Genomic DNA, 19,865 nt, shown 5'->3' on the forward strand with positions numbered 1-19,865 from the left:
CGGGGACCGGAGTGCCGCCAGGGGCCTGGGATGTCGCCGGGGCCCAGGGTTTCGGCGGGGACCGGGGTTTCGGCGGGGACCGGAGTGCCGCCAGGGGCCTGGGGTGTCGCCGGGGCCCAGGGTTTCGGCGGGGACCGGGGTTTCGGCGGGGTGCCGCCGTCAGTCCTCCCCGGTCAGGTCCTCCGCGGTCAGGCCCTCCGCCGTGAGGGTCAGGTGGCGGACCAGCACCTCGGCCGCGGTGTCGGCGTCGCGCGCCAGCGCCGCCTCCTCGAGCTGCCGGTGCTCCTCGATGCCGTCCCGGCCGGGATTGCGGTGCGCCGACCAGCGGCGGGCCAGTTCGCTCGCCGTCCACAGCCGGTCGAAGGTCTCCAGCAGCACGGGGTTGCCGCAGCCCTCCATCAGGGCGCGGTGGAAGAGCCGGTGCGCCTCGGACCACGCCTCGCTGTAGTACTCGCCCTCCTCCGCCGTGTACGGGGGCGTGCGGGACAGCCGGTGGTGGGCGGCGCGCACCCGGGCCTCCCAGTCGACGTCGCCGCGCTCGACGGACATCCGCAGCAGCACCGGTTCGATGGTGCGGCGGGCCTCCGCGACCTCCTGCCAGCGGCGGTCGGAGAAGGCCGGGACGGCAAAGCCCCGGTTGGGCAGCCGGTCGGCGAGCCCGTCGCCGACCACCCGCACGAGGGCCTCGCGCACCACGGCCAGGCTCACCCCCTGCTCCTTGGCGAGGTCCTGCGGCTTGAGGGCGGCGCCGGGGGCGTGGTCGCCGCGCATGATCGCGTCCCGCAGGCGCACGTAGACCTGCTCGGAGAGCATCCGCTTGCCCGTCGGCGGGGCGGGGGTGGGGTCGGTCTGAGTCATGAGGGAAGCATAGACGATCCCTTGGATAATCGATTATTAGTGTTATGGTCGATTGCAACGGCCGACGGGGCCTCGCCCGGCTCCACCGGCTCCACCCATGACCAGGCCGCGCATACGACCGCACATACGGCCACATGACCGGCTGCACATACGGCCGCATGTCCGGCTGCACATACGGCCGCATGTCCGGCCGCACATACGGCCGCACCCGGGCCCGGCACGGCCCGCAGCGGCCGGTTTCCTCCGAAAGGAACGACGCGATGAGCGCCAACGACCCGTTCGCCCGCCTCCCCGAGGCGGCCTCCTTCACCCTCACCAGCACCACCGTCACCGACGGCTCCCCCTGGCCGGACGCGCAGCACGCCTCCGGCGTCCCCGGCGGCAAGGACCTCTCCCCGCAGCTGTCGTGGAGCGGCGCGCCGGAGGGCACCCGGAGCTACGCCGTCACCGTCTACGACCCCGACGCCCCCACCGGGTCCGGGTTCTGGCACTGGGCGGTCGCCGACATCCCCGCCACCGTCACCGAGCTGCCCGAGGGCGCCGGCGACGACACCGGCTCCGGCCTGCCCGAGGGCGCCTTCCAGCTCCCCAACGACGCCCGCGCGTCCCGCTACATCGGCGCCGCCCCGCCGGCCGGGCACGGCCCGCACCGGTACTTCGTGGTGGTGCACGCCCTCGACGTCGAGTCCATCGGCGTCCCGGCCGACGCCACCCCGGCCGTCCTCGGCTTCACCATGGCCGGGCACATCCTCGGCCGCGCGGTCCTGACCGCCACCGCCGAGACCCCGGCCTGATCCACCGCGTGTCCAGGCTCATCGACACCACGGAGATGTACCTCCGCACCGTCCTGGAGCTGGAGGAGGAGGGCGTGGTCCCGCTGCGCGCCCGCATCGCGGAGCACCTGGACCAGAGCGGTCCCACCGTGAGCCAGACCGTCGCCCGCATGGAACGCGACGGACTGCTGCGGATCGCCGCCGACCGGCGCCTGGAGCTGACCGAGGAGGGCAGGCGGCTGGCGACGCGCGTGATGCGCAAGCACCGGCTCGCGGAGTGCCTGCTCGTCGACGTGATCGGCCTGGAGTGGGAGCAGGTCCACGCCGAGGCCTGTCGCTGGGAGCACGTGATGAGCGAGGCCGTCGAACGCCGCCTGCTGCGCCTGCTGCGGCACCCGACCGAGTCGCCCTACGGCAACCCGATCCCGGGCCTGGAGGAGCTGGGCGGGACGACCGCGGCCGTCCCGCGCCCGTCCCCCGCGGGGAGCCCGGTCAGCCTCGGTGACCTGCGCCCCGGGCCGGACGGAGTGAGCGCGGTCGTCCGGCGCATCGGGGAGCCGGTCCAGGCCGACCTCGACCTGGTTGTCCACCCTGCGGCGGGCCGGGGTGCGGCCGGGCGCGGTGGTGCACGTCAGGCCGTGGCCCGGCGGCGTGACGATCGGCGGCGTGACGGCCGGCGACGGCGGGACGCCCGGCAGCGGCGAGACAGCTGGCGGCGGCAAGACAGCCGGTGGCGGCAAGACAGCCGACAGCAGCGGGACGCCAGGCAGCGGCAAGACGGCCGGTGGCAACCGGATCGCCCGGCTGCCCTCGCGGACCGCCGCGCACGTCTTCGTCGCCCCGCTCTGAGCCCGGTGGGCACCGGCCGCCCACGTGTCGGGCCGGTGGGCACCGGGCCACACCCGTCGGCCCGGTACCCACCGGCCCACGCCCGTCGGCCCGTCCCGGAACACCGGGCCCGGCCTGCCTCGGGCCCGGCCCACCTCGGCTCGCCGGGCCCTCCTGGCTCCCCCGGCTCCCTTCGCCTACCCCTCCCGGCTCCCCGGGAGGCCGAACAGCCGGGCCGCGTTGTCGTGGCACACCCCGCGCAGCCACGCGTCCCCCAACTCCAGCCGTTCCAGGGCGTGCAGCTGGTGCAGGTAGGGATACGGGATGTTGGGGAAGTCGGTGCCGAGCAGGATCCGGTCGCCCAGGTCCGCGAGCCGGGACAGCGCCCGGCGCGGGAAGGGCGCGAGACGCTCACTGAAGTCGGTGAACGCCATGGTGGTGTCCAGCCGCACCTCCCCGTACCGCTCGGCGAGGTCCAGGAAGTCCTCGTACTCGGGCATGCCGAGGTGCGCGACCACCAGCCGCAGCCGGGGGTGGCGCGCCAGCACCCGCGCCATCGGCTCCGGCCCGGTGTGCTTGCCGGGCGCGGGGCCCGAACCGCAGTGGACGACGACCGGGACCCCCGCCTCGGCGAGCACCCCCCACGCCGGGTCGAGCAGCTCGTCGGCCGGGTCGTACGCCCCCACCTGCACATGCGCCTTGAAGACCCGCGCCCCGGCCTCGACGGCCCGGCGGACGTACGTCTCGACGCCCGGCTCGGGGAAGAGGGTGGAGGTGTGCAGGCAGTCGGGCGTCCGGCGGGCGAAGTCCACCGCCCAGTCGTTCAGCCACTGGGCCATGCCCGCCTTGTGCGGGTAGAGCATGGCGGTGAAGGCCCGCACCCCGAACGCGCGCAGCAGCTCCGCGCGTTCGTCCTCCTCCTGCCGGTAGGTGATCGGCCACTCGATCCCGCCGGTCAGCGGCCCGAGGGCGTCGAAGTAGGCCCAGACCTTGCGCAGCACCCGCTCCGGCATGAAGTGCGTGTGCACGTCGATCAGCCCGGGCAGCCCGAGCCCCTCCCAGAACCTGCGGACCTGCTCGGCTTCGTGATCACTCATGCCGCCACGATGGCGCTCCGCGCTGCCGCGAACAAGGGGGCGACGGCACCGGACCGAAGGCCGAACCGCGGGCCGGGCCGAGTGCCCCGTCGCGACCCGGTCGAGTGCTCGGTCGCGGCCCGGGCCGGGCCGAGTACCCCCTCGCGGCCCGGGACAAGTGCCCCCACCGTGGCCCGTACCGAGTGCCGGTCCCGGTTCGGGCCGAGTGCCGGTTTCGGCCCGAACCGGGAAGCGGGGTGGTCAGAACAGGCCGTCCTGGACACCGGCCGCCCGTCCGAGGTCCCGCACGGGCACGGCGCACCGCTCGCCCTCGGCGGCGGCCAGCAGCTCCCAGCCCGTCATCAGCCGGGTGTCGAGCACGACGACCCCGCGCTCCGTCGCCAGATGCAGATCGGGCCCGGCGGCGGCCACCAGCTCACCCCCGATCGCCCCGCCCGCCACCAGCTCGGTCACCTCCGCCACGGCGGCCGGCCCGCGCTGCGCCCCCGAGATCCCGAAGACGCCCGCGTGGTCGACGCCCCGGAACGGCTCCGGCGTCAGCGCCTCCGGCCAGCCGCGCAGCGCCACCGCCCGCGCGTGCAACCCGGCGATCTCGGCCGCCCGCTCCGCCTCCGACTCGGGCAGGGCGGCCCGGACCGCGCGCTTGTGGGCGTACGGGATGCGGTCGGGTACGCCCAGCGCGGCGCGCAGCAGCTCCTCGGTCCGGCGCGCGGCCATCAGCGGCCCGCTGCCCAGCCAGCTGAAGCACACGGCACCCTGCTCCAGGAGCCGGGCGGAACCCCGTGCGTGTGCGGTGATCCCCACCTTGACTAGGCCCGGCCCGAACCACGCCAGATAGACGCGGTACGGCCGCGGATCGTCCGCCATGGTGTCGGCGGCCACCGAGTGGGCCCGGTCCAGGCGGGCGCACTCCTCGCACCGCGCCCCCGTACTCCGCCCCGGCACCCCGGCCCGCACCGGGCACGCGTGTCCCCGCGCTCCCACACACGTCCGCACACCCCCCTCGGCGACCCCGAAGGCCACCCGCTTCCCCCGGGCCAGCACACTGCGCCGGCCCCCGACCCACGTCAGCACGAGACCGTCCGCCGCCCACCGCAGCCCCGCGCACTTCCATGCCTGTGCCATCCCCATCGACAGTAGAGGGCACCACTGACAACGGGCGGGCACTCACTCCTGGTGAGCGCCCGCCCGGACGTACCGTATGGCCATGGCAGAAAGTGAACCGATGTGCCCCGAGCGCCTGCTACTGGAGCACGTCACCAGCCGCTGGGGCACCCTCGCCCTGATCGCGCTGCTCGACCGCCCCTACCGCTTCGGCGAACTGCGCCGGGAGATCGGCTCGGTCAGCGAGAAGATGCTGACCCAGACCCTGCGGACCCTGGAGCGCGACGGCCTGGTGTACCGGGACGCCAAGCCCGTGATCCCGCCCCGCGTGGACTACTCCCTCACCGGACTCGGCCGCGAGGCCGCCGAACAGGTCCGGGACCTCGCACGCTGGACGGAGCGCCGGATGGCGGCCGTCGAGCGGGCCCGGGGGGCGTACGACGCGGCCAAGGCGTGACGCGCCGCCGCCCCCGACGGCGTCAGGACTTCAGAACCGCCTGCATGACGCTCTTGGCGATGGGCGCGCCGAGCCCGCCACCGGAGATGTCCTCGCGGGAGATGTCCATGTCGGTCGGGTCGATGAAGACGGCCACCGCGACCGAGGAGCCGTCGTCCTTCTTGCCGTAGGACACGAACCAGCCGTACGGCACCTCGTCGTTGACGTCGACACCGCGCTGCGCGGTACCGGTCTTGCCGCCGACCGTGATGCCGTCGATCTGGGCACGGCGGGCGCTGCCCTCCTTGGCGGTGAACTCCATCATCTCCTGGACCTTCTGCGCGGTCTCGGCGGAGACCGCCTCGCTCATCACCGCGGGCTCGGTCTTCTCCAGGGTGTCCAGGTCGGGGCCCTTGACCTCGTCGACGACGTAGGGCTGCATCACCTTTCCGTCGTTGGCGATCCCGGCGGTGACCATGGCCATCTGCATCGGGGTGCTGGTGAGGCTGCCCTGGCCCATGCCGGTGAGGGCGGTGCCCGGCTTGTCGAGGTCCTCGGGGTAGAGGCTCTTGGTGGCGAGCAGGTCGCCGAAGTCGTCGGAGTAGACGTCCTCGTTGAAGCCGAACTTCTCGGCCGTCTCGCGCATCTTCTCCTGCCCCAGCTGGGAGGCGGCGTCGAGGAAGACGTTGTTGCAGGAGTACTGCATGGCGGTCTTCATCGAGGCCTTGTTGCAGACCGCGTCACCGGCCTCGCTGCCGATCTTGTTGGTGGACTGCGGCAGCGGGTACGGGGAGACGGCGTCCGTGCGGGCGTCGACGTCGGTGACGATGCCGTGCTCCAGCGCGGCGGCCGCGGTGAGGATCTTGAAGGTGGAGCCCGGCGGGTAGGTCTCCCGCAGCGCGCGGTTGGCCAGCGGCTTGTTCTTCTTCTTGTCCAGCGCGACGAACTGGTCCGACTCCTTGAAGGTGTTGCCCGCGAACACCGACGGGTCGTAGGAGGGCGCCGAGACCATCGCCAGCACCTTCCCGGTCTGCGGGTCGAGCGCGACCACGGCCCCCCGGGCGCCCTTCAGGTCGGTCAGCCCGTCCCAGGCGGCCTTCTGCGCCTTCGGGTCGATGGTGGTGACCACCGAGCCGGGCCGCCGCCCCTCACCGCTGACCACGTCGGCGAACCGCTGGAAGGCCAGCCGGTCGTCCTTGCCGGTGAGGATGGAGTCGTAGGTCTTCTCCAGCAGCGTCATGCCCTGGGCCTGCGAGGCGTACCCGGTCACCGGCGCGTACATCGGCCCGTCGACGTAGGTGCGCTTGTACTTGAGGTCGGTGCTGTCGGTCTCCTTGGAGCCGGTGACGGCCCGTCCGCCGACGACGATGTCACCGCGCGGCGTGGCGAACTGCTCGATCTGCACTCGCCGGTTCTCGGTGTCGGAGGCCAGCTCCGGGGCCCGGACGTACTGCAGCCAGTTCGCTCGGATCAACAGGCCGAGCACCAGCAGCCCGCAGAAGATCGCCACGGCCCTCAGCGGCTTGTTCACCGTCGGCCTCCGTCGCGACTCGGCCGGTCGGATATGAAGACTGATCCTCTCAACATGCGCACACCCTAGACACAGTTGCCCGCCGCGCTCACGTCCGGCCGCCCGCCGCAACCGCCGTGTCGCCCAACTCCCGGCCCCGCGCAGCCGTCGAGACCGTCGCCACCGTCGCCTCCGTCGGCGACAATCCGTCGGAACCTGTCACTCACGCCACTGGGACACCCCCCGTGCCCTGCATAGCGTGCCCGCATGAACCTCGCCGGTCTCCTCCCCTACGTCATGCCGATCGGCATCGGCCTCCTCGTCGTCCTGCTCCTGTCCCTCGTCCCGGACCCGCACCGCCGGCCCCTGAACGCCCTCGGCATCGCCGGGGCCGGCGGCGTCTACTTCTCGGGCGGCGGCCTGGACGCCTGGGAGCTGCCGTTCGGCGCGCTCATGCTGTACGTCGCCTACCGGGGCCTCACGTCCTGGACCTTCATCGGCATCGGCTGGCTGCTGCACACCGCCTGGGACGTCGTCCACCACCTCAAGGGCAACCCGATCCTCCCCTTCGCCCACGACTCGTCCCTGGGCTGCGCGATCTGCGACCCGGTCATCGCCCTGTGGTGCCTGCGCGGCGGCCCGCCCCTGCACGACCTCGTACCGGGCCGTCGCGCCCCGCGGCAGCGGGCCGTCACCTGAGAGTCCCCAGGTCCGTCCACGGCTGGGGAACACGGTCATGGGATCATGGCGTGGACCAGGAGCGTGCCGATATGCCCAGGCTTCGGTGCGCCGAGGATCTGCGCGTTGGCCGACGCGAAGCCGGCCCGGGTGAGCAGGCGCTCCCACACCGCCGGACGGTAGCTGTAGCGGTAGGTGAACATCGCCTTGCCAGCGAAACCTCCCTTGTACATGCCCTGCGGCCCGTAGGCGCCGGGGATGGCAGGAGGTTGCGAGAAGACGAAGACTCCACCGGGGTTGAGCCGCTGACGGACAAGGGGGAAGAGGCGGCTCGGGTCGGTGAACCAGGCGGCTCCGAAGATCGAGTAGATCGCGTCGTACGCCTCCTCGTGCTCGCTCAGGTACTGCAGGACCTCAGCGCACACGAACTCTGCGCCGAAGCTGGCCCACTTCGTGGTGGTCTTCTTCACCATGACGGGAGACAGGTCAACGCCCCGAGCCACGATGCCGCGCTGCGCGAGGAAGGCGAGGGCGCGGCCGGTGCCGCAGCCGATCTCCAGGACGGAGCGCGGGTCACCGAGTAGTTCTGGGCCGGGTCCGTGACCGGCGTACTGGGTCCAACAGAAGCTCGGTTCCGCGTCGTCCTTGAAGGCTGAAGCAGCGAAGGTGTCCCACAGCTCCGTCTCGGCGGCGATGTCGTGTTGTGCGGGCAAGGCAATTCCTCTTCGCAAGGGCTGGCCCCTGTCCTTCGGGGGACCGAGGACAGGGGCCAGCGTAGGACCGTTCAGTGGCTGTCGGGGACCTTGTTGTCGCACGGCGAGCAGTCCGTACCGTCGATCGCCCACAGCTCCTCGTCGACGTCGAAGCCGATGGACTTCAGGAAGTCCGCCGTACGCAGGCACAGCCCGTCGCCGCGGCGCTCGATGAACGGGGCGTGGTGCTTGTAGCGGCCTTCGTTGTACACACCGCACAGGGCCCACCACACCGGTGTGTCGAGGATGAGCTGGTGAACGCCGATGTCGACGAGCTTGCCGACGCCCAGGTGGACCTCGGGGTGCTCCATGCAGCCAATGGCGTACATCACGGCGTTGCCGAGGATGCGCTCGGCCATGTCACGGACCATCGTGTGGTCGCGCAGCAGCAGGGCGACCTCGCGGTCCCAAAGGGTCATGCCGCTGTCCAGGACGTTGATCGTCAGGTGCTTGATGTGGGGCTGGACGGCGTTGAGGAGTTCCTTCGGGTCCCGTGTGCGGGTGCTCGTAGGTCGGTCGAGCGTGACGGTCATGGACTACTCCTTCGGAGACAGGTCGTGCCGTACCGGTTCAAGCCCGCCCCGTCTGCCAGCCTGTCCAGGTCTGGACGCGCGGTGCAGGCGCCTTGCGGATCCCGTCCCAGCGAGAGCTACTGGGTCATCTGGCTGGAGCGGGCGACTCGGGTAGTGCCCTGGCTGTTGTAGGCGTGGCACAGGCAGGTGCAGCGGTGCACGAGCAGGAGTCCGGTGGCGTAGGGCAGAGGAACGTCCCCCGTCTGACGGCACTGTGCGTGCAGGTACTCGTAACCCGGGCGGAGAGCGAGGGCGCACTCCGGGGACCATGAGGCGGTGTCAGTGGTGGGGGCGCTCATCGCACTGTCCTCATGGCCCGGTGGTGAGGGCACGCACAGGGAGGGAACTCCTGCCCAAGGCTTGTGGCCGTCTCCACTTCAGCGCCCTCGAACCCGTGGATGCCGGAGTCGCTCGTGACGCGACCTTCGCGGTCCACCGTGTAGACCCGCAAGGTCATCCGGGGCGGGAGACCGCCGTCTTCGCCGGTCCTACCCGCGCCGCTCACTCGTCGCCGCCGCGTCGGAGCACCTCTGCCAGTCGCATGGCCACGTCGGCGCGTACACGCCCCAGTTCCACGAGCCCAAGAGCAGGCGAGCCGGCATCGACTCCGAGCGACGGCAGCACGATGCGTTCCTGATCGAGAGCCGCACGTAGGGACTCCATGGCTGCGAAGGGATCAACATCGTCGCGTGCTGTGACCATGGACAGGACGGTAAGGACGGGGAGTTACTGGCCGCGATACGATGTTCTCGAATGTTCTCCGAGTCTGGCTGAATGTTCTCGTGTGGTCTCACGCGAGGGGGTGCACGCTGTGGTGCGGGCGCTTCAGCGCCGGTGATGCTGATGGCGACAGGGCCCCAGACCATGGGAGGCGACCGTGGCACGACGACTGCGCTTCAACGGCACCGACAGCAAGAACGGTGGCTGCCCCGCCGTTCATGAGGATCTCGACTCTAATGAGATCATCGTCCAAGGAACACCGCTCACTGACCCCGAGGACATCGCCCAGCTCCAGCACTTCGGCCCCGGAGATGCTGCGGTGGTCGTGCCGCGTGAACTCCTCGCCAATCACGGGCCCAAGGACGTCACCCGCGTGCCCAAGCTGATCGCCCTGGAGGAGTTCGGGCGGCTTTTCGAGACCTTCGATCACTCGGCTTGGCATCTGGAGACGCGGCGGGGTTACGCATCAGACCGGGAGGACGCCGGATACGCGGAATTTCTTTCGACCGGCACGGCCCCGTGCGACCTCGACAGCGAGTGGTGCACGAACATCCGCCAGCAGACGGCCAGCGGCAAGTACGTGGGGCGGGTACGCGTCGTCGACAACCCGCCGACCGAGGGACAGTTGTTCCTGCTCGACTATGCGAGGTGCAACGCAGCCACGGGCGAGGACGTGCGCAACCTGTGGCGCGAAGACGCAGAGCAGCTCCGGCTGCCCGCTGAAGACTTCTGGATCTTCGACAGTCGTCTGGTGGCCGTGCTGCGTTTCGATGACGAGGACGCCTTGCGCGACGTCGAGGTCATCACGGAGCCTGCCGAGGTCTTGCGGTACTGCCAGGTCCGCGACGCCGCGGTGCACGGGTCCGTCCCGTACGACGAGTTCACGGCGCAACTCGGCGCCGACCACTAGCGAGCGGAACCAGTGAGCACAGACTTCCAGCAGGCCAGGGAGGCTCTCGGACTGCGCTTGAGGGAACTCCGGCTGTCGGCCCCGGGAGGACGGCTCACCGGCACGCAACTGGCACAGCGACTCGGCTGGCCACACTCCAAGATCTACAAGCTGGAGAACGGCCAGCAGACCGCCACCAGCGAAGACCTGCGGGCCTGGGCCGCAGGCGTCGGCCAGCCGGACATCTTCGATGAACTGGACGCCCGGCTCAAGGGCTTCGAGTCCCACATCCGCTCCTGGCGCCGGCAACTGGCCGCCGGGCACCGGCCCGTGCAGGACAGTTGGAACCTTGAGGTCGGGCGGTCCCAGGCCATCTACGCCTGGGAGGAGTCTGTCGTCCCTGGCATGCTGCAGACAGCCGACTACGCACGGCACATCTTCCTGCGGTACGCAGACCTCCAGGGCTCGGTCCGCGACACAGACGAGGCAGTCCGCGCCCGCATGCGGCGCCAGGAGTGGTTGTACGAGGCAGGCCGGAAGTTCCACGCCCTGGTGTGGGAGGCGGCACTACACGCCCTGATCTGTCCTCCGTCTGTCCTCGCCAGCCAACTCGATCGACTCGCGGGCGTTGTCGGCATGGACACCGTGGAGCTGGGGATCATTCCGCTCGGCGCCTCGCTCAAGATCCCGACAGCCAACGGTTTCTGGATCCTGGATGACAGGCTCGTGATCGCCGAGGACTGGCATGCAGAGCTGTGGCTGGACGACGCCGAGAGCGTGGCGACCTACCTGCGGGTCTGGAACACACTCCGGGAGTCCGCCGTATATGGCGTTGACGCTCAGAACCTCATCAGTGCAGTACGACGGACGTTGCGCTCGCGCTGACCCGACTTTCAAAAAACTCGTTCTCGACGTCGTCAGCGCTCCCGGGTACCGGGGGGGCTGGCTGGTTCCATCCGTTGGGGCCATGGCGTGGACGGTCCTCGGCCACTCGCCCAAGTGGGCCGGGTGACTGGACGTCGGGCATCAGAAACACAAAGCTGCGGATCAAGCGACCTTCCTCGGTCCGGTAAGTCGTCGTTCCCGGCGAGTTCTACAGCGGCGGCGACTGGCCGTAAGGCCAGTAGATGTCCTGACCGGGGTGCTGAGCCTGGTTGATCTGGGCGATCTGGGCCCAGATGGCGGCCTGCCGGGCCTGAGCGTTCTGCGCGGCCTTGGCCTGCTGGAGGGCTGCTTTCTTGGCGCGCAACTGCTCGGACTCGGCGTAGGCCTGGGCGGCTGCCTCCTGGGCGTCGGCCCAGGAGATGTCGTCGCGAGGACAGAGGTGGCCGATCTGGCAGAAGTAGGCACACAGCAGGCAGAAGCCGACGGCGACGGGCATGAGAACGTGCCACATGGTCGGGTCATGGCCGGAGAGCATCAGCGGGACGAGCACGGCGACCACGACGGCGGTGCCGAGCCAGAACTTGGCGCCGTCCAGGACGATCACGGCGATGAGGGGCGCCCACCGTCGGTCAGTTCTGTGACCCACCACGGGTGCGGTGCTTGGAGCGGGCGAGGACCACCGTCGGGCCATGTCGTACTCCCTGCTGCGCGAGGTTTTTCAAGGTCGGGCATGGTGATGGCTGGGCCCTCCTGGCACTCCTGGGCGGCCTCCTGAACCTCGTCTCCAGCCGTGCAGACCGCGCCCGTGGAGGTGTCGACCAGCTCGCCGTTTGCCGGCTTCTGCTTCCCAGCGCTGGACTGGGTGGCGTCACGCACGGGCATGGAGGCATCCCTGGGCGCCGGGATGACGTTGGCGAGCTCCTTGCCGATACGCGTAATGACGGTGGTTGTTTGTCTGTCGCTGAGTGCGAGCTGCTGGCACCGCCCCCGGCCGTCCAGTACGTACACGCCGTGCTCCGGTCCGCCCTACAGCAAGCGATGCGCGAAGAGCTGATCGCTAGGAACGTCGCGCGCATCGTTGAGACCCCGACCGTCACGCCCAAGGAGGTGCGCCCCTTGGACGGCGCCGAAGCGCGAATCCTGCTCAAGACCGCCCTGACCCACCACCGCGAGCAGCAAGAGCGCGAACGCAAGTCGCGGGCAAGAAGTGGCAGCCGGTGCAGGGCCAGCCGGACGGGCTGATCTTCACCACGCAAGGGTGCACGATCTACGGCACACCTGCGCCTCGCATCTGCTCTCACGAGGGGTCGACGCTCGCACGATCATGGAGACGCTCGGACACTGCACCATCACGATGACGCTCGATACATACGCGCATGTGATGGACACGACGCTGCGAGCGGCTGCTGAGCGTATGGACGACGCGCTGAATCTCGATGACCACGACGAGGGGTCGGAGGGGGAAGCATCGGACGACTGAGGGTGTCTCTCCAGGCGCACTGATGTCAGCCGTTGATGTCAAAGGCCCCGCCGGTTTTCCAGGCGGGGCCTTTGACCTGTGTGCACTCGGCAGGATTCGAACCTGCAACCTTCTGATCCGTAGCTCTGTGTGGATCGGGCTGTGGTTGCGGTACTTCACTGCTGTACTCACTCGCCCTCGGACCGCCGACATCAGGCCGAAGGCGGCTGTTGCCTCAACTAACCTGCCAGCGTGGACTGGTTCATAGTGCTGGCCGTGGCCATCCCTTTCGTCGCGCTGGGTACAGCCATCGTCCGGGACTACCGAGGGTTTCGGAGCAGCTTCTACCAGTCTGGCATCGGGCCACCGTCCCAGGCAGCGGAGCGTCGCTACGGCGGTGTCACACGGCTGGTGGGCTGGGTTTTCATTGTGCTCCCGCTGTATCCGCTCGTTGTCGAGACGATCCGCCTGTTCCTGTAGGTGCCTAACCGTCGTCCCCATCTTCACCCACCACTCACCTCAGCCCCCATCCCGTCCGCCGTCGACCCACACACCGTGGAGCGGGCGTGGTTCATGGCGTCCAGGTGGAGCGCGCCACTGTACGAACGACCTGGACGCCATGGGCCGCGTCTGCTCGGCTCTGCCTGGGTCGACGGTGGACGCGGGATGGGAGCACCCCACGCACGCCCTCTACGGGCCCGCGGTCGGCGATGGCGCCCCCTGGCCTCCCTGGTGAAGGTGCCTAAGCCCCGGCGTCGCCGTATCAAGCCGTGGTCGGTCGCTGAGGCGGGCCAGTTCCTCACCGATGCCGCCGCGCGGGAGGATCACCTCTTCGCAGCCTGGGTCCTGGTCCTCAGTCTCGGCCTGCGTCGCAGTGAGGTCTTGGGCCTGACGTGGAAGTCCGTCGACTTCGAGCGGGGCGAGCTGCACGTGGATCACCAGATCCAGCGCGCCGGGCGTCAGATCCTTCACCGCGAGACCAAGACTGAGGACTCCGACGACTTCCTTCCCTTGCCGGCACTCTGCCTCAAGGCGCTGCGGATGCGGCGTGCTCAGCAGATCGGGGACCGGAAGGCCGCCGGGGAACTCTGGCAGAACAGTCATGATCTGGTCTTCACGACGAAGTACGGCACCCCGATCGAGCCGGGCAACATGACCCGGATGTTCGCCCTGCGGGCTCGTCGCGCCGGCCTGCGGGTGATCCCGCTCCGGAACACCCGGCACACGTGCAGCTCACTCCTGGTGGCCCTGAAGGTGCACCCAAAGGTGGCGCAGCGCATCCTTCGGCACTCGCAGATCGCCATGCCGATGGAGGTCTACGCCGAAGCGAGCGAGGAGGAGGTGCGGGACGCGATCGGCAAGCTGTCGGACGCGATGGGCGGCACCGGTTGACGCGGTTGCTGTACTTCGCTGCTGTACGGCCGTGAAACGACGAAGGCCCCGGATCGCTCCGGGGCCTTTGACCTGTGTGCACTCGGCAGGATTCGAACCTGCAACCTTCTGATCCGTAGTCAGATGCTCTATCCGTTAAGCTACGAGTGCTTGTCTTTTCAGTTTTACCGCCGCTCCCGTTCCTTCCGGCCCGTTCGCGGCGACAGGAAGAACATTACATGACTGCCGCCGTCATGTGAAATCCATTGGCCGCACCCCTTGTGACCTGGGCAGATGCCTTCCTGGGGCGGCCGGCAAACGCAGAAGCCCCGGCCGTGCGGGCCGGGGCTTCCGTGATCGTGCGGAGGCGGAGGGATTTGAACCCTCGATGGGGTGTAAGCCCCAAACCGCATTAGCAGTGCGGCGCCATAGACCGGACTAGGCGACGCCTCCAGACAACATCACCACCTCGCGTGCGAGCGCGAGTGGCGCGTGCCGATGATGACACAGTTGAGCGCGCTGTCACCAATCGACCCCTACGGTACTAGGCGCGCGGGCCGCAGGGCAAAGCCCTTACGGCGTAGTCCACGGCCGGTCGCGCAACGTCCGGGCGGCCGGCGCGTTGGTCAGGTCATGCACCAGGTCACCCGCACCCCCGCCGCCCGCCTCCTCGGCGCCGCCGCCCTGTCCGCCGCCGCCCTCGCCTCCGTCTGCGCCGCGCCCACGGCCGCGGCCGCCGGGCCCGGCGCCCCGGACGGCGACCACCTCACGGTCACCGTCCGCGACGCCGGGCAGGGCATGGACGGCACCTACGAGCTGTACTGCCACCCCGCCGCAGGTGACCATCCCGACGCGGAGGGCGCCTGCGCCGTCGTCGACGGCGACACCCGGTGGGGACAGGAGGCCTTCGCGCCGGTGCCCGAGGGCAGCATGTGCACCATGCAGTACGGCGGCCCCGCCACCGCGCGCGTCACCGGCACCTGGGCCGGACGCCCCGTCGACGCGACGTACGACCGCCGCGACGGCTGCGAGATCTCCCGCTGGGACCGCATGGTGCCGCTGCTGCCCGACCTCGGGGGCCGGGCCCGGCCCTAGGGGAGGGATGCCGGACGGGCTCGGCCCGACGGTCACCGGTCACACGTTCTACGTCACTTCCTCGTGCGACCTCCGTCCCATCCCACGCCGCCCGGCGGGCCCCAACCCTTAGACTCCCTCGCGTGACACGCTGCGGGCCGATTGGCAAGATGGCCCAGGCGGTCGGCAAGTGCGGTAACAGGAGGGAAGCGTCTCGTGAGCAGCAGGCCATCCCGAGGCGCTGCTCGCCTCGCAGCCATACTGGACGCGCTGCCGGACGCGTTGGTCCTGGTCAACGCCAACGGCACCGTGGTCAACGCGAACACCATCGCGCTGGAGGCGTTCGAGACGCCGGGCACCGCGCTGGTCGGGCGGGGGCTGCTCGATCTGCTGCCGCAGTTCGACTCGCGGCTGATCCCGGGGTCCATGCGGCGGCCCGACCACATCGATCCGCGGGCGCGCACCAAGCCGACCCGGATGGTCGCGCGGCGCACCGACGGCTCCGAGTTCCCCGTCGAGGTCACCAGCGCCAACCTGGAGACCGGCCAGCAGGCCTACGACACCTACGGCTACACCGGCGACGAGCTGCTGATGCTGGTCGTCCGCGACCTCTCCGGCACCGTCGACACCGAGGCCGAGCTGGCCCGTTCGCAGCGGCAGACCGAGATGATCCTGCGGGCCGCCTCCGAGGGCGTCGTCGGCACCGACACCGACGGGCGGATCGTCCTCGTCAACCCGGCCGCCGCCCAGATCCTGGGCTACCGCGCCGGTGAACTCGGCGGCCGCGAGCTGCACACCCTCGTCCTGCACTCCCGCGCCGACGGCTCACCCTTCCCGTACGACGAGTCCCCGCTCGCCGACACCCTGCGTTCCGGGCGCAAGCACCGGGTGCGCGGGCAGGTGCTGTTCGCCAAGAGCGGGGACCAGCTGCCGGTCGACCTGACCACCGCGCCGGTGCGCGACGGCGACCAGCTCGTCGGCGCCGTGATGACCTTCACCGACCGGCGCCCCTACGACGCCCTCGTCAAGGAGCACGAGGAGGCGGAGCGGCGGCACGCCGAGGAGCTGGAACGGCTCGCCGAGGAGCACGCCGCCGAGCTGACCGAGCTGCGGCAGCGGCACGTCGCCGAGCTGGAGGAGCTGGAGGAGAAGCACGCGGAGGAGATCGCCGCGGACGCCGACCGCTACGCCGCCCTCGGTGAGCGGGAGAAGGACCGGTACGAGGCGCTCGCCGGACGGCACGAGCAGCTGCTCACCCTCCTCGGCGACTCCCTGCGCGGCCCCCTGGACGAACTGCGCCGGGAGCTGGCCGCGCTGGCCTCCGACGACGCCGGGCAGTTGTGGCCCGAGGCCAACCAGGTGCTGCACCACCTGTCGGCCGGTTACTCGCGCATCACCACCCTCATCGACAACGTCCTCGGCTACCAGCGCCTCGACGTCGGCAACGAACAGGTCGCCCGTACGAAGGTGATGCTCGACGCCGTCGTCGCCGCGGGTGTCGACGGGGCCGTGGAGTTGATCGGGCCGGGGCGGGTCCAGTTCGCCGTGCACGCGCCGCCGATCGAGGCCGAGGTCGATCCCAGGCTGCTGGCCACCGCGCTCGCGCACCTGGTCGCGGACGTCGCGGGCGTCGACGCCACCGGCAATTCGCCCGTGTCGGCGACGGGCGGCTACCTGGACAACACCGTCGTGGTCGCGGCGGCGCAGCGCGGCGAGGTCGTCCGCATCGAGGTGCGCGGGCCGTACGCCGGGGGAGACCCGGTGCACGAGCCGATCGTGCGCGGGATCGTACGGGCCCACGGCGGCGTGCTGCAGACCCACGAAGTGCCGGGCATGAGCGGCAGCGCGTACGTGCTGGAGGTGCCGATCGGGGGCGGGGCGGGCGCCGTCGCCGCCCAGGGCGCCGAACTCGCCCAGGCCGCCCCCGCCGTACCGGACGCCGGGTCCGACGCGGCCGGTGTCGCCGGCGCGGCGAACGCCGTGGCCGTGCGCGAGCCGGCTCCCGGGGGCGGGCGGCGGCGGGCGCGCCGGGCCTCCGTCGACGCGTTCCTGGAGAGCGAGGTCGCGGGTGCGCCGGGCGAGGGCGGTGCCGGACCCGAGGCGGAGAGCGCCGCACCGACCGGGCGGCGCAGGCGGCGTGCGGCCGCCCAGGCCGAGATCGAGGCAGGGACCGGGGCAGGGACAGGAATCGAGACCCCTGGGCACGAGCCGGGGCAGGGCGATCCGTCGGCTCCGCTTCCCGTGCCCGCGCAGCCCGGACCCGCGCAGACGGGACCCGGCGGCGGTGCCGGGGCCGGTGGTACCGGGCGTCGGCGCGGACGGCCCGCGGAGGGTGCGGGCGCCGAGGCCGCCGGGGTGTCCGAGGGTGCCGTCGTCATGGCCGGTGAGCACGGGGGCGGGGCCGCGGCGTCCAACACCGGGCTGGGCGGGACCGTACCGCCGCAGGGCGTCCCGGCGCCCGCCGGACGCCGGGGCGGGCCGGACGGCGGTGAGCAGCACGCGCTGCCCCCGGCGCTGCCCGTGCAGGCGGGCGGGTCCGACCCGGCTGACGCGGACCGGCCGACGGGGCGCCGACGCCGCGCCCTGGCCTCGGCCAACGAGCGCGCCGCGGCGCAGGAGGCGGCTCCGCGCCAGGTGTTCGCCCTGCCGCCCGCCGACGTCGACCGTCCGTCCGAGGGGGCGGCGGAGGCCACGGCGCAGGGACAGGTCCAGGCCCAGGCCCAGGTCCAGTCGCAAGGGGAGGCGCAGGCGCAAGGGCGGCCCGATCGGGTCCAGGTGCCCGGGCCCGCCGCTCCCGGTGACGCCCGGCCGGGCGACGGCCGCCACGACGCCGTACCGCAGGACCAAGCTGCCGACCACACGCCTCCGCAGCCCCACCCGGCCGAGGCGCCCACGGGACGCCGCCGCCGGGCGGCCGGGGGCGCCCGCCCGGCCGACGAAGCGGCGCCGGTGCCGACGCAGAGCGCGCCCGCGCACACCATCCCGGTGCAAGGGGCGCCGCCGGTGCAGGGAGCCCCCGTGCCCGCACCGGCCGCCGCCGCCCGCACCGAGGCGCAGGTACCCCGTCCCGCCGAGTCCGGCGCCGACGCCGCCCGGCCCGACACCGTCACGTCCGACGCCCCTGGGCGCCCCGCCCCGGCGCCGCAGCCGTGGCCCGCCGCGGCGGACACGCAGGGCGCAGGCGCGCCGGTGCCGATGGGGTCGCCGGTGCCGCCGGGCTCGCCCGTACCGCCGAGTTCGCCAGTGCCGCCGGGTTCGGCGGTTCCGCCGGGTTCGCCAGTGCCGCCGGGTTCACCGGTTTCGCCGGGTTCGGCGGTTCCGCCGGGTTCGTCAGTGCCGCCGAGTGCTGCTCCCATGCCGCCGGGTGCTCCCGTGGCCCCCGGCTCGCCGGTGGCGCCGGGCACCGCCGTGACCCCCGGCCTCCCGGTGCCGCCGGACGCGGGTGCCGCACCGACACCCGCCACACCGGCCCCCGCCGCTCCGGCTCCCTCTGGCACTCCCGCCGCACCGACCCCTCCCACCCCCCAGGGCGTCCCCGCGACCACGCCGAGCCGGGGCACCCCGCTGCCGCCCGAGAACGCGCCCGCCCCGCGCGCGGCGCAGCCGCTGCCCGCCGAGGCGTCCGCGCCCGTCGACCCGAACTCGACGCAGGGACGGGCGATCAGCGTGCGGACCCTGGGCCAGGGACTGCCGTTCAACCGGCAGGCGGTCCAGGTGCAGCAGCCGTCGGCCACCCCCGCCCCGCATCACCCGGGCGGCGGCGGCCGGCGTCGCAAGCTGGGCACGCCGCCCGACCCCGCCACCGCCCGCCCGCACCCGCCCGCCGAGCAGCCGCCGGGGACGCAGGCGCACACCGCGCAGCCGCCCGCCGGTCAGCGCCCCGCCGGGCAGCCGAAGCAGCAGGTCCCGCCGCAGTCCCCGGAGCAGGCGTCCCTGGCCGGCGGTCAGGGACGGCTCGCGCCGGTCACCGAGGGCGCCGGACGGTCGTACGCCATAGGGGCGCCGGACCGGAACGCCGCCGAGGGGCCCGAGCCGCTGGACGGGCCCGGCGGGGCCGTCGAGGTGGCCGACCCGCCGCGTCCGCAGCCGATGGACGACGAGCTGCCGCCGGAGCCGCTGGACAACCCGCGCCGGCTCCTGGTGTGGCCCGCCCCGGACGTGTCCACGCAGCAGGCGCTCAGCGACCGCGGCTACCGGCCGGTGATCGTGCACTCGCGCGAGGAGGTCGACGCGCAGATCGCGGCGTTCCCCGCCGCGCTGTTCGTTGACCCGCTGACCGGGCCGATCACACGTACGGCGCTGCAGTCGCTGCGGCAGGCCGCGGTGGCGGCCGAGGTGCCGGTGCTGGTCACGGCCGGACTCGGCCAGGCATCGCGCGACGCCGCCTACGGCGCCGACCCGGCCGTCCTGCTGAAGGCGCTCGCGCCCCGGGACAGCGAGCAGCACCCGCCGCGCGTGCTGCTGATCGAGGAGCACGCGGAGATCGCGCTGGCGCTGACCTCGACGCTGGAGCGGCGCGGGATGCAGGTGGCGCGGGCGGCCGGCGACGCCGACGCGGTCACGCTGGCCGGGCAGTTCCGGCCCAACCTGGTCGTGATGGACCTGATGCGGGTGCAGCGGGGCCAGGAGGGGGCCGCCGGGATCGTCGACTGGCTGCGCGCCAACGGGCAGCTCAACCGCACCCCGCTGGTCGTCTACACCGCCGCCGTCGACCAGGACGACCTGCCGCGGCTGGCCTCGGGCGAGACGGTGCTCTTCCTGGCGGAGCGTTCCACCAGCGGTGAGGTGCAGTCCCGGATCGTCGAGCTGCTCTCGCGGATCGGGACCAACTGACGGTCCCCGTCCGCCTCGCCGGCCGA

19 protein-coding genes, 2 tRNA genes and 2 pseudogenes are annotated in these 19,865 nt (G+C 71.9%); 12 read left to right on the plus strand and 11 right to left on the minus strand.

The window, feature by feature from the left end; translation table 11 throughout:
- Positions 1–159: 159 nt before the first annotated feature.
- Positions 160–858, minus strand: a complete 699-nt coding sequence (locus tag K7854_RS03675; RefSeq protein ID WP_226024894.1) for a GntR family transcriptional regulator — start codon at positions 856–858, stop codon at positions 160–162.
- A gap of 260 nt (positions 859–1,118) precedes the next feature.
- Between K7854_RS03675 and K7854_RS03680 the strand changes: the two genes are divergently transcribed.
- Together K7854_RS03680 and K7854_RS03685 are read left to right on the plus strand one after the other, a co-directional pair.
- Positions 1,119–1,652, plus strand: coding sequence for a YbhB/YbcL family Raf kinase inhibitor-like protein (locus tag K7854_RS03680; protein WP_226024895.1), 534 nt, complete (start codon positions 1,119–1,121; stop codon positions 1,650–1,652).
- A gap of 8 nt (positions 1,653–1,660) precedes the next feature.
- Positions 1,661–2,294: pseudogene (locus K7854_RS03685) on the plus strand (iron-dependent transcriptional repressor DtxR); the annotation flags it as partial.
- Between the two features lie 362 nt (positions 2,295–2,656).
- Here K7854_RS03685 and K7854_RS03690 read toward each other — a convergent pair.
- Both K7854_RS03690 and K7854_RS03695 read right to left on the minus strand, forming a co-directional pair.
- On the minus strand, positions 2,657–3,556 hold the full coding sequence (locus K7854_RS03690; RefSeq protein WP_226024896.1) for an amidohydrolase family protein: 900 nt from the start codon (positions 3,554–3,556) through the stop codon (positions 2,657–2,659).
- Between the two features lie 240 nt (positions 3,557–3,796).
- On the minus strand, positions 3,797–4,681 hold the full coding sequence (locus K7854_RS03695) for a DUF2797 domain-containing protein (RefSeq protein WP_226024897.1): 885 nt from the start codon (positions 4,679–4,681) through the stop codon (positions 3,797–3,799).
- 76 nt (positions 4,682–4,757) lie between these two features.
- Between K7854_RS03695 and K7854_RS03700 the strand changes: the two genes are divergently transcribed.
- Positions 4,758–5,117 carry a winged helix-turn-helix transcriptional regulator gene (locus K7854_RS03700; RefSeq protein WP_226024898.1) on the plus strand — a complete coding sequence of 120 codons (360 nt, stop codon included), beginning with the start codon at positions 4,758–4,760 and terminating at the stop codon, positions 5,115–5,117.
- 22 nt (positions 5,118–5,139) lie between these two features.
- Here K7854_RS03700 and K7854_RS03705 read toward each other — a convergent pair whose 3' ends face one another.
- Positions 5,140–6,627 carry a peptidoglycan D,D-transpeptidase FtsI family protein gene (locus K7854_RS03705; protein ID WP_226024899.1) on the minus strand — a complete coding sequence of 496 codons (1,488 nt, stop codon included), beginning with the start codon at positions 6,625–6,627 and terminating at the stop codon, positions 5,140–5,142.
- A 246-nt stretch (positions 6,628–6,873) separates the two neighbouring features.
- On the opposite strand from K7854_RS03705, the gene K7854_RS03715 reads away from it, so the two are divergent.
- Positions 6,874–7,305, plus strand: coding sequence for a DUF6010 family protein (locus K7854_RS03715; protein ID WP_226024900.1), 432 nt, complete (start codon positions 6,874–6,876; stop codon positions 7,303–7,305).
- A gap of 35 nt (positions 7,306–7,340) precedes the next feature.
- On the opposite strand, the gene K7854_RS03720 is transcribed toward K7854_RS03715, so the two are convergent.
- The 4 genes from K7854_RS03720 to K7854_RS03735 form a co-directional block, all read right to left on the minus strand.
- Complete coding sequence (locus K7854_RS03720; protein ID WP_226024901.1) at positions 7,341–7,997, minus strand: class I SAM-dependent methyltransferase; 657 nt, start codon at positions 7,995–7,997, stop codon at positions 7,341–7,343.
- A gap of 71 nt (positions 7,998–8,068) precedes the next feature.
- Positions 8,069–8,569: a hypothetical protein gene (locus K7854_RS03725; RefSeq protein WP_226024902.1), complete on the minus strand. Its 501-nt coding sequence runs from the start codon at positions 8,567–8,569 to the stop codon at positions 8,069–8,071.
- 116 nt (positions 8,570–8,685) lie between these two features.
- On the minus strand, positions 8,686–8,907 hold the full coding sequence (locus K7854_RS03730; protein ID WP_226024903.1) for a hypothetical protein: 222 nt from the start codon (positions 8,905–8,907) through the stop codon (positions 8,686–8,688).
- Positions 8,908–9,109: 202 nt separating this feature from the next.
- Positions 9,110–9,310, minus strand: a complete 201-nt coding sequence (locus tag K7854_RS03735; RefSeq protein WP_226024904.1) for a hypothetical protein — start codon at positions 9,308–9,310, stop codon at positions 9,110–9,112.
- Positions 9,311–9,485: 175 nt separating this feature from the next.
- Between K7854_RS03735 and K7854_RS03740 the strand changes: the two genes are divergently transcribed.
- Together K7854_RS03740 and K7854_RS03745 are read left to right on the plus strand one after the other, a co-directional pair.
- Positions 9,486–10,238, plus strand: coding sequence for a DUF6879 family protein (locus tag K7854_RS03740; RefSeq protein WP_226024905.1), 753 nt, complete (start codon positions 9,486–9,488; stop codon positions 10,236–10,238).
- A gap of 12 nt (positions 10,239–10,250) precedes the next feature.
- A complete protein-coding gene (locus tag K7854_RS03745) occupies positions 10,251–11,102 on the plus strand; it encodes a helix-turn-helix domain-containing protein (protein WP_226024906.1) in 852 nt (283 codons plus the stop codon).
- A 208-nt stretch (positions 11,103–11,310) separates the two neighbouring features.
- Here the strand turns inward: K7854_RS03745 and K7854_RS03750 are convergent, their stop codons facing one another.
- Complete coding sequence (locus K7854_RS03750; protein ID WP_226024907.1) at positions 11,311–11,748, minus strand: hypothetical protein; 438 nt, start codon at positions 11,746–11,748, stop codon at positions 11,311–11,313.
- A gap of 392 nt (positions 11,749–12,140) precedes the next feature.
- Here K7854_RS03750 and K7854_RS03755 point away from each other — a divergent pair, with 392 nt between their 5' ends.
- From K7854_RS03755 to K7854_RS03770, 4 genes and pseudogenes are all read left to right on the plus strand, one after another.
- On the plus strand, positions 12,141–12,344 hold the full coding sequence (locus tag K7854_RS03755) for a hypothetical protein (protein WP_226025087.1): 204 nt from the start codon (positions 12,141–12,143) through the stop codon (positions 12,342–12,344).
- Positions 12,345–12,360: 16 nt separating this feature from the next.
- Positions 12,361–12,582: a tyrosine-type recombinase/integrase gene (locus tag K7854_RS37435; RefSeq protein WP_345604585.1), complete on the plus strand. Its 222-nt coding sequence runs from the start codon at positions 12,361–12,363 to the stop codon at positions 12,580–12,582.
- A gap of 231 nt (positions 12,583–12,813) precedes the next feature.
- Positions 12,814–13,041: a hypothetical protein gene (locus K7854_RS03765; protein ID WP_226024909.1), complete on the plus strand. Its 228-nt coding sequence runs from the start codon at positions 12,814–12,816 to the stop codon at positions 13,039–13,041.
- Between the two features lie 240 nt (positions 13,042–13,281).
- Positions 13,282–13,953: pseudogene (locus tag K7854_RS03770) on the plus strand (site-specific integrase); the annotation flags it as partial.
- 77 nt (positions 13,954–14,030) lie between these two features.
- Here K7854_RS03770 and K7854_RS03775 read toward each other — a convergent pair.
- Both K7854_RS03775 and K7854_RS03780 read right to left on the minus strand, forming a co-directional pair.
- Positions 14,031–14,103, minus strand: a tRNA-Arg gene (locus tag K7854_RS03775).
- 191 nt (positions 14,104–14,294) lie between these two features.
- Positions 14,295–14,385 (minus strand) — tRNA-Ser (locus K7854_RS03780).
- Positions 14,386–14,565: 180 nt separating this feature from the next.
- Between K7854_RS03780 and K7854_RS03785 the strand changes: the two genes are divergently transcribed.
- A complete protein-coding gene (locus tag K7854_RS03785) occupies positions 14,566–15,027 on the plus strand; it encodes an SSI family serine proteinase inhibitor (protein WP_226024911.1) in 462 nt (153 codons plus the stop codon).
- Between the two features lie 195 nt (positions 15,028–15,222).
- Positions 15,223–19,839, plus strand: coding sequence for a hybrid sensor histidine kinase/response regulator (locus tag K7854_RS03790; RefSeq protein WP_226024912.1), 4,617 nt, complete (start codon positions 15,223–15,225; stop codon positions 19,837–19,839).
- Positions 19,840–19,865: the final 26 nt, after the last annotated feature.

The sequence above is a fragment of the Streptomyces hyderabadensis genome, from assembly GCF_020404845.1.
GTDB classification, from domain to species: domain Bacteria; phylum Actinomycetota; class Actinomycetes; order Streptomycetales; family Streptomycetaceae; genus Streptomyces; species Streptomyces hyderabadensis.